We start from the raw sequence: 8,337 nt of genomic DNA on the forward strand, positions 1-8,337 counted from the left end.
ATAAGAAGAAGGAAGCTTTTCATGAGCAAACAGCCTTATCAGTCGTTCTATGAGCGACTTGATATTGAGGCGCTGACGGCTGATGTTCTACTGGGTGACCCCGAGCAGGGCATGAATGCCTGCCAGGAAGTCTGTGACAAGTGGGCGGAGGATCCCGAGCGGGTCGCCCTGCAGTATCACGGTGTAGAACGCGCTCCTGAGCGCTGGACCTTTTCCGAGCTGAAGGCCGCATCCGCACGCTTTGCCAACCTGCTTAAAGCCCAGGGGGTTGGGAAGGGTGATCGTGTGGCCGCGCTGCTGCCTCGGACACCTGAATTGATGATTGTCGTCTTGGGTACTCTGAGGGTTGGTGCGGTCTATCAGCCGCTGTTCACGGCCTTTGGCTCGGGTGCCATCGAGTACCGCCTGGACCGCGCATCAACTCGCCTGATCGTGACCGATGACCAGAACCGCTTCAAACTGGAGGGCATTCAGAAATGCCCTCCGATCGTGCGGGTATCGAGTGAGCCTGAAAATATTGGCGACGATATCGATTTTCATCAGGCGATGGCAGCCCAGTCCGACCAGTTTGAACCGGTCATGATTCTGGGTGAAGACCCGATTCTGCAGATGTTCACGTCCGGTACGGTCGGCAAATCCAAGGGGGTTGCCGTACCGGCGCGGGCGTTGCTGTCCTTTTATATTTACATGCGTTATGCCATCGACCTTCAACCGGAAGATCGCTACTGGAATGTGGCTGACCCGGGCTGGGCCTATGGCCTCTACTATGCAGTCCTTGGGCCCTTGCTGGTGGGCGCAACCACCCACTTCAACGAGAACGGTTTTACCCCCGAAACGACCTACAACATGATCCGTGAATACGGCATCACCAACCTGGCTGCAGCGCCCACGGCGTACCGGTTGTTAATGGCGAATGATCAGGTGTTGAGCGAGGGTGAGTCGCTGGGTCTGCGTGTGGCCAGCAGTGCAGGTGAGGCGCTGAACCCTGAGGTGATCAACTGGGTCAATCGACGCTTGGGCTGTCCGGTGATGGACCAGTATGGCCAGACGGAAACCGGCATGACCTGCTGTAATCACCATGCACTTGAGCACCCGGTGAAAGTGGGATCGATGGGGTATTCGTTGCCCGGCCATAAAGTGGTGGCGCTGGATGGGGACTACAAGGAAGTCGGTGCCGGTGAAACCGGTCAACTGGCTGTGGATGTGCATGAATCCCCGCTGTTCTTCTTCCAGGGCTACACTTGGGGCGAGAAGAACCCTTTCCATGACCGCTATTATCTGACCGGTGACGTGGTGATCAGCCATGGCGACGGCAGCTTTTCGTTTACCGGCCGTGATGATGACATCATCTCTACGGCGGGTTACCGGGTGGGGCCGGCAGATGTTGAAAGTGCGCTGCTTGAACACCCCGCCGTGGCGGAATCCGGTGTCGTGGGCAAGCCCGACAGTGCTCGCGGGGCGATCATCAAGGCGTATGTGGTGGTGAAACCGCGCTTTGACGCGGATGAAAATCTGGCAGACGAGCTGAAGGAGCTGGTGCGCAACCGGCTATCGGCACATGCCTTCCCGCGTGAAATCGAGTTCGTCACCTCGCTGCCGAAAACGCCCAGCGGCAAAATCCAGCGCTTTATCCTGCGCAATCAGGCACGAGAAGAGGCAGACCAGTGAGCGAGTCAGTGGAGTTTACGCCGCGTAATCCTGACTTTGAGCAGGAAACGCGCCGGGTGTTCGATGACGCCCCTTTTATTCGTGAGCTGGGCGTGGAGCTGGGACAGTTCAGCCCCGGCTACTGTGTGACCCGGCTTCCCCTGCAGCAGACTCACCAGCAGCAGGATGGATTTGTCCATGCCGGTGTTCAGGCCACGCTGGCCGATCACACGGCGGGCACTGCCGGTGCAACCCTGACCGGCCCGGGTGAACGGGTCATGACGGCTGAATTCAAGATCAACCTGTTGCGCGCGGCATCCGGTGATGAACTGGAGTGCGTGGCGCAGGTTTTGCGGCCCGGCCGCAGCCTTATCGTAACGGAGTCTGAGGTGTTTGCCGTGCGCGGGACTGAAAGACGTATGGTCGCAAAGGCGATTGTCACGCTGGCGGTGGTCAAGCAGCAGTAGGAGTATCCAATGCAAGTGATGCAATTTAACGAGCTTGAGCAGTTCCTGAAGGATCATTTCCCTCAGGGGGAACAGTTTGGGCAGCTTGAAGAAGTAGGCGATGGCTGGGCCGTGATGCGACTCTCGGTCGGCGATGACCACCTGCGCCCGGGCGGCACCGTATCGGGCCCGACCATGATGGGCCTGTCTGACGTGGCCGTGTATGCCGCGCTGTTGAGCCGCATCGGCCCGGTGCCTCTGGCCGTGACGACTAACCTGAATATCAATTTCCTGCGCAAGCCGCGCCCGGATGCTGATCTGATGGCACACGCCGAGATGCTGAAGGTGGGCAAGCGGTTGGGCATTGGCGAGGTGGCGGTGTACTCGGAGGGGGATGATGAGCCGGTCGCGCACGCCACCATGACCTATTCGATTCCTGAAAGGAGGGCGTAATGGAGGTGCGGGACACCCAAGTTGAGCTGCAAGATGGTGTCAGCCTGCGTGTGCGTGACTACCTTCAGCCCTCGGGGGAGGGCAAACCCACCCTGATTCTGTTGCACGAGGCGCTGGGTTGTGTCGAGATGTGGAAGCGTTTCCCGGAGCGAGTGGCGGCAGAAACCGGCCTGAACGTGATGGTGTATGAGCGCAGAGGTTATGGCCAGTCGAGCCCCATTACCTTGCCTCGCCCGGATGACTACCTGTTGGAAGAGGGGCAGGTCTGGCTGCCTCGGTTGCTGGAGCAGCTTGGGCTGGAGGAGGTGATCCTCTTTGGTCACAGCGACGGCGGGTCAGTGGCCCTGATCGGGGCTGCCAGCTGTCCGGAGCGGGTACGCGCCGTCGTTACACTGGCCGCCCATATCTACGTTGACCATCTGACGATCAAGGGGATCGAGGAAGCGGTCGAGCGTTACCACAACTCGGACCTGCCGGAGCGTCTGGCGCGCTACCATGGCGACAGAACCGACCTGATCTTTCGTGCCTGGTATGAAACCTGGCTCAGGCCCTCCTGTCAGCAGAACCTGAACCTGCGACCGCTGCTGGGTGACATTCGTTGTCCTGCGCTGATTATGCAGGGGGACCGGGACGAGTATGGCGTGCCCGAGCAGGTGACCGATACCTGTGAAGGGATCGGCACCCATGCTGAATCCTTCTTTGTGCCGGACTGCGGACACGTGCCTCACCTTGAGCAGCCAGAGGCCGTGCTGAAAAAAACGGTTTCGTTTCTGGCGGCGCAGCAGTTGCTGTAACGCTATGGATACTCGGCTGTCAGAGTGACAGCCGGTTATTCATCTGTACCAGTTGAGCCAGGTTGTCAGCGCGCATTTTGCTCATCACACGTGAGCGGTGCACTTCCACGGTTTTAGGGCTGATCCCCAGAGTTTCGGCAATCTCACGGTTGGAGTTGCCGTTGACGACCAGCTCCATCACTTCCCGCTCGCGGCGGCTGAGCGTGTCGAAACGTTCCTGCAGTGCCTGTTCCTCGTTCAACTGGCTGAAGCGCTGCTCCGCTTCCTGCATCGCCTTGTCGACCAGCTTCAGCAACACATCATCGTCAAACGGCTTTTCCAGAAAATCCATGGCGCCGTTTTTCATGGCGCTGACTGCCATGGGCACGTCGCCGTGGCCGGTGAGAATGATCACGGGCAAGCGAATGTCGCGCTCCTGCATGATCTGTTGCAGGGCCAGTCCGTTGATTTCCGGCATCCTGACATCCAGCAACAGGCAGCCGGGGCGGTGGTCATAACTGTCCAGAAACTCCTGCGCCGATGCAAAGCTCTCGATGCTGTAGCGGGTGGATTCCAGCAGCCATTGCACCGATTCACGAAAATCGGCGTCATCGTCCACTATGAAAACAGTTACGTTATTGCTCGTCATGCGTGCCCCTCAACGGGAGTTGAAAATGGAATCGTGTACCGCTGTGGCCGTCACTTTCTGCCCAAAGGCGACCGCAGTGGCTTTCTATAATGGTATGTGAAATCGACAGTCCCATGCCAAGGCCATTTTCCTTTGAGGTGGAAAACGGCTCGAACAGGCGCTTCATCTGTTCTTCGCCAATGCCGGGGCCACGGTCGGCCACGGTGACCAGCAGCCGCTTGCCTTCTACGTGCGTGCGGATCTCGACCGGGCGAGGTCGAATGTCCGAGTCGCTGTAGGCTTCAATGGCATTGCGGATCAGGTTCAGCAGCACCTGCTCGATCTGTAGCCGGTCTGCTTCGATCTCCGGGTTTTGTTCATCCAGATCGAATTCAAAGCGGATGTCGTGATCGATCGCTTCCTGGTTGAGGAAGCGGGTGACTTCTTCGCAGGTGTCATTGATCGGGAATCGCACCCGCTGAAACTCGGTATGTCGGACGAAACGTCGCATGCGCTTGATGATCTCGGAGGCACGTTTCGCCTGCGTGGAGATCAATTCCATGGCGCGTGTGACCTGATCCAGCTCCGTGATCTGGCCTTCGTCCAGTCGCCTGAAGGTGCCGTTGCAGTAGTTGATTATGGTCGCCAGCGGCTGGTTCAGCTCATGGGCCAGCTCGGTTGCCATCTCACCCACCGACAGCAGGCGGGACATGTGTGCCATTTCAAGCTGCTGTCGCTTGGCTTTCTCTTCCGCCTGACGCTTCAGAGTGATGTCACGCGCAATGATGGAGTAATACTCGACCCGCATGTTCTCGGCGCGGTTGCGGTGGGCGATCACTTCTCGCACCTCGGCAATGCGACCCGGGTTGCCGGCCGGGTAAAGCGGAATACTGCCATACCAGGTGCCATACAGAGCGGCATGCTCCAGCGCAGGCTCGACCAGTCGGTGCAGAATGTCCTTGGGAAACAGCTTGTCCAGATAGAACACGGCCAGGTTTTCCCGTTCTGCACCCAGGGTTCGGTAGGCCGATTCGTTCATATAGGTCAGCTGCAGTGTGCGGTGATTGCAGAACAGGATCATATCGGATGAGGCTTCCACCACGCGGGCCAGTCGGCGCGTGGCCTGCTGTGCCAGTTCACGCTCGGTGACATCGCGGGAGACGCAGATGATTTCAACCGGCGTGCCACTATCGTCGCGAATGGTTCGGCTCGTGGTTTCCAGCCAGATGTAATGCCCGTCCCGATGCTGGAAACGGTATACATTGGTGTACATGCCGCGGCGATAGCGAACGGAGGCGGCTCGCTTTTTCAGGTTGTCCGCATCATCCGGGTGAAACAGGTCGTAGCCGGGGGTGCCGATGATTTCGGCGGGGGTATAGCCCAGTACCCGCTCGATGGCCGGGTTGACGTCGATGAAGGTCCAGTCGGGTGTCGGCGTGTGGCGCGAAATCATGTCGGTGGACTGTTCCGCCAGCAACCGATAACGGTCAGCTTCTTCCAGACAGCGTTTCAGTTCCAGTTCAATGGGTTGCATGCAAGCGCCTTCATGGGGCAGTCCGTGAACAGGCAAAAAGCCTTACTCGGTCCGTGCCGATTATGATTTTTTGGTCAATCTTATGATTTTGGATTCTATTGTGTAATAAGGGAAAACACGTATGATTGGAGGACGGATGGAATCTGACACTATGAGGATGGCTCCTCCAGATGAGGTGGAGAGGAAAATATAATGACAATGAATGACCATAATCCTTACGCGCTGGGTCTGGACCAGAACCCGGCCAATTTTGCCGCACTGACCCCGCTTAGCTTCATTGCCCGCACCGCCGCGGTCTTCCCGCAGCGTACGGCCGTGGTGCACAATCAGGTGCGCCGTAATTGGGCACAAACCTATAGTCGCTGTCGCCAGCTTGCCAGCGCGCTGCAACAGCGTGGAATCGGCAAGGGCGATACCGTTGCGGTGATGGCGCCCAACCTGCCCGAGGTATTCGAGGCGCACTTTGGCGTGCCCATGGCAGGTGCTGTGCTGAACGCCCTCAACATCCGCCTGGATGCCGAGGCCATCGCGTTTATCCTGCAGCATGGCGAAGCCAAGGTCGTGATCGTCGACCGCGAGTTTTCCGACGTGATTTCACGTGCCATCAAGATCGCACGCATCAACCCGATTGTGATCGACATTGACGACCCTTCTTTCGAGGGCGGCGAGCTGATCGGTGAGATGGACTATGAAGCCTTCATCGGCGGTGGCGACCCGGAGTTTGCCTGGGAAATGCCGGCGGATGAGTGGGATGCGATCACGCTGAACTATACCTCCGGTACCACTGGTGACCCCAAAGGGGTGGTCTACCACCACCGTGGTGCCTATCTGAATGCCGTCAGCAACGTTCTGTCCTGGAACATGGGTGATCAGCCGGTGTACCTGTGGACGCTGCCGATGTTCCACTGTAACGGCTGGTGTTTCCCCTGGTCGATTGCAGCGGCGGCGGGTGTCAGTGTCTGTCTGCGCCATGTGCGTGCAGACGAGATCTACAACCTGATCCGCGACGAGAAGGTCAACTTCTTCTGCGGTGCGCCGATCGTGCTGAACATGCTCAATAACGCGCCGGATGAATTGAAAGCCGGTATCGAGCATCAGGTGAACGTGATGACGGCTGGTGCGGCACCGCCCGCGTCCGTGATCGAAGGCATGGAAAACATGGGCTTCAATGTCACTCACGTCTATGGCCTGACCGAAACCTACGGTCCCTGCGTGGTTTGTGCCTGGCATGAAGAGTGGAACGACAAGACTCCGACCGAGAAAGCCCGCCTCAAATCCCGTCAGGGTGTGAAAGCCCCGATGCTGGAAGACCTGATGGTCGCCAATCCGGATACGCTGGAGCCGGTGCCCAGGGACGGTGAAACCATCGGTGAAATCTTCATGCGCGGTAACCTGGTGATGAAGGGTTATCTGAAGAACCCGAGCACAACGGACAAGTCCTTTGCCGGTGGCTGGTTCCACTCCGGGGATTTGGCGGTATGGCATGAAGACGGTTACGTTGAGATCAAGGACCGGTCGAAGGACATCATCATTTCGGGCGGCGAGAACATCTCCAGTATCGAAGTTGAAGATGTGCTCTATCGTCATCCGCAGGTCATGGAAGCGGCGGTTGTGGCTCAGCAGGACGAAAAATGGGGTGAAGTGCCCTGTGCCTTCGTTACGCTGAAGGCAGGCGCCGAGGTCAGCGAAGCGGAGATCATCGAGTTCTGCCGCAACAACATGGCACGTTTCAAGGCACCCAAGCGAGTGGTGTTCTGTGAGTTGCCGAAGACCTCAACCGGCAAGATCCAGAAGTTCGTGCTGCGCAGTCAGGCAAACGAAACCGCCTGAGTGGTCCTGCACTCGTAGAATTGAAAAAGCCGCTTCCTCAGGGAGCGGCTTTTTTGGTTTACACATGGCGTTTTTTGAGCCGCACGGGTTATGTTGTGTTGTGCCGGGTGTTAATCTGGCTTATTGAGCAACGTGTGGAGTCAGGTTATGACGCTGGAAAGTGCACTGTCTTTTTTTGTGGTCGTGGTGATCTTCGGCCTGACACCGGGGCCCGGTGTCTTCGCGATTCTGGCGCGCGCGCTGATGGATGGTGCACGCCCGTGTCTGGCCTTGGCGTTTGGCATGGCGATCAGTGACATTCTCTATCTGGTTGCGGCGTGCCTGGGTCTGGCAGTTATCGCGACTCACTGGGGTGAGCTGTTCACGGTCATTCGGATCGTGGGTGCCGCCTATCTGATCTATCTGGGCTGGAAGATGTGGCAGGCTCCCACCGATGTGGAAGCGATGGAGCGCAAGGCCAAAAGTTCAGGCGTGGCGCTCAGCTTTCTGCAGGGATTCCTGATTTCGGCGTCTAACCCCAAGGTGATCCTTTTCTATATCGCGTTCTTGCCGACCTTCATGGACCTCGGGGCGCTGAGCAGCACCGATATTGTGTTGGCATCCGTGCTGACGCTAATCGGCCTGATGCTGGGGCTGATGCTGATTGCGGTTTTCGCTTCCCAGGCGCGGCGCTATTTTCGTTCGCATACCGCTATTCGGCGTTTGAACCGTGGCGCCGGCTCTATCATGGTGGGAGCAGGGGCCTTTCTGGCAACGCGTAACTGAAATGCAGAGCAGCGAGTTTTCAATACAAAAGCCGGCAGATAGCCACTGCTGTCCCATAGTTTTCGATCATAAAGGGATCCTCATTTGAGGGTCCCTTTTTTGTGGCTTTAGTGGAAGAGGATTAAGCAGAGCCCAAAGGGGCATGCGTTCGAACAAGCTCACCTGAAGTGTTCGCATAATGCGCTGTACGCTCCAGCCTTGCCGAGCGCTGTGGCGAGCAAACGAGAGCAGTAGATAGCAGATCATAGCGATCCAAATCTG

The 8,337-nt window shown here is 57.8% G+C and carries 8 protein-coding genes; 6 read left to right on the forward strand and 2 right to left on the reverse strand.

The genetic code is table 11. From position 1 onward, the window contains the following. Nucleotides 1–21 precede the first annotated feature (21 nt). From H9C73_RS04990 to H9C73_RS05005, 4 genes are read left to right on the forward strand one after another with little or no spacing between them, the layout of a single operon-like run. On the forward strand, nucleotides 22–1,668 hold the full coding sequence (locus H9C73_RS04990; protein ID WP_209286699.1) for an AMP-binding protein: 1,647 nt from the start codon (nucleotides 22–24) through the stop codon (nucleotides 1,666–1,668). Then, entirely contained in the window at nucleotides 1,665–2,114 is a 450-nt protein-coding gene (locus H9C73_RS04995) for a PaaI family thioesterase (RefSeq protein ID WP_209286700.1), read from the forward strand. The genes H9C73_RS04990 and H9C73_RS04995 overlap by 4 nt, the downstream gene beginning before the upstream one ends. A gap of 9 nt (nucleotides 2,115–2,123) precedes the next feature. Next, nucleotides 2,124–2,546 (forward strand): PaaI family thioesterase, encoded by a 423-nt coding sequence (locus H9C73_RS05000; RefSeq protein ID WP_209286701.1) that lies wholly within the window; start codon nucleotides 2,124–2,126, stop codon nucleotides 2,544–2,546. Next, nucleotides 2,546–3,340 (forward strand): alpha/beta fold hydrolase, encoded by a 795-nt coding sequence (locus tag H9C73_RS05005; protein WP_209286702.1) that lies wholly within the window; start codon nucleotides 2,546–2,548, stop codon nucleotides 3,338–3,340. Before H9C73_RS05000 ends, H9C73_RS05005 begins: the two co-directional genes overlap by 1 nt. Nucleotides 3,341–3,359: 19 nt before the next feature. On the opposite strand, the gene H9C73_RS05010 is transcribed toward H9C73_RS05005, so the two are convergent. Next, the gene (locus H9C73_RS05010) at nucleotides 3,360–3,968 is read right to left on the reverse strand and encodes a response regulator transcription factor (protein ID WP_209286703.1); all 609 of its coding nucleotides are present in this window, start codon (nucleotides 3,966–3,968) and stop codon (nucleotides 3,360–3,362) included. Then, the gene (locus H9C73_RS05015) at nucleotides 3,955–5,481 is read right to left on the reverse strand and encodes a PAS domain-containing sensor histidine kinase (RefSeq protein ID WP_209286704.1); all 1,527 of its coding nucleotides are present in this window, start codon (nucleotides 5,479–5,481) and stop codon (nucleotides 3,955–3,957) included. The genes H9C73_RS05010 and H9C73_RS05015 overlap by 14 nt, the downstream gene beginning before the upstream one ends. Before the next feature lie 192 nt (nucleotides 5,482–5,673). On the opposite strand from H9C73_RS05015, the gene H9C73_RS05020 reads away from it, so the two are divergent. Both H9C73_RS05020 and H9C73_RS05025 read left to right on the forward strand, forming a co-directional pair. After that, complete coding sequence (locus H9C73_RS05020) at nucleotides 5,674–7,311, forward strand: acyl-CoA synthetase (RefSeq protein ID WP_209286705.1); 1,638 nt, start codon at nucleotides 5,674–5,676, stop codon at nucleotides 7,309–7,311. A 147-nt stretch (nucleotides 7,312–7,458) separates the two neighbouring features. Then, nucleotides 7,459–8,076 carry a LysE family translocator gene (locus tag H9C73_RS05025; RefSeq protein WP_209286706.1) on the forward strand — a complete coding sequence of 206 codons (618 nt, stop codon included), beginning with the start codon at nucleotides 7,459–7,461 and terminating at the stop codon, nucleotides 8,074–8,076. Nucleotides 8,077–8,337: the final 261 nt, after the last annotated feature.

Origin of the sequence: Marinobacterium alkalitolerans (assembly GCF_017776525.1) — a bacterium.
In the GTDB taxonomy this organism is placed as follows: Bacteria; Pseudomonadota; Gammaproteobacteria; order Pseudomonadales; family Balneatricaceae; genus Marinobacterium; species Marinobacterium alkalitolerans.

What these genes read in the sequence shown, in the direction of transcription:
- H9C73_RS05025 (WP_209286706.1), top strand. Translation starts at nt 7,459, where the DNA reads ATGACGCTGGAAAGTGCACTGTCTTTTTTTGTGGTCGTGGTGATCTTC.
- H9C73_RS05010 (WP_209286703.1), bottom strand. Translation starts at nt 3,968, where the DNA reads ATGACGAGCAATAACGTAACTGTTTTCATAGTGGACGATGACGCCGAT.
- H9C73_RS04990 (WP_209286699.1), top strand. Translation starts at nt 22, where the DNA reads ATGAGCAAACAGCCTTATCAGTCGTTCTATGAGCGACTTGATATTGAG.
- H9C73_RS05015 (WP_209286704.1), bottom strand. Translation starts at nt 5,481, where the DNA reads ATGCAACCCATTGAACTGGAACTGAAACGCTGTCTGGAAGAAGCTGAC.
- H9C73_RS05005 (WP_209286702.1), top strand. Translation starts at nt 2,546, where the DNA reads ATGGAGGTGCGGGACACCCAAGTTGAGCTGCAAGATGGTGTCAGCCTG.
- H9C73_RS05020 (WP_209286705.1), top strand. Translation starts at nt 5,674, where the DNA reads ATGACAATGAATGACCATAATCCTTACGCGCTGGGTCTGGACCAGAAC.
- H9C73_RS05000 (WP_209286701.1), top strand. Translation starts at nt 2,124, where the DNA reads ATGCAAGTGATGCAATTTAACGAGCTTGAGCAGTTCCTGAAGGATCAT.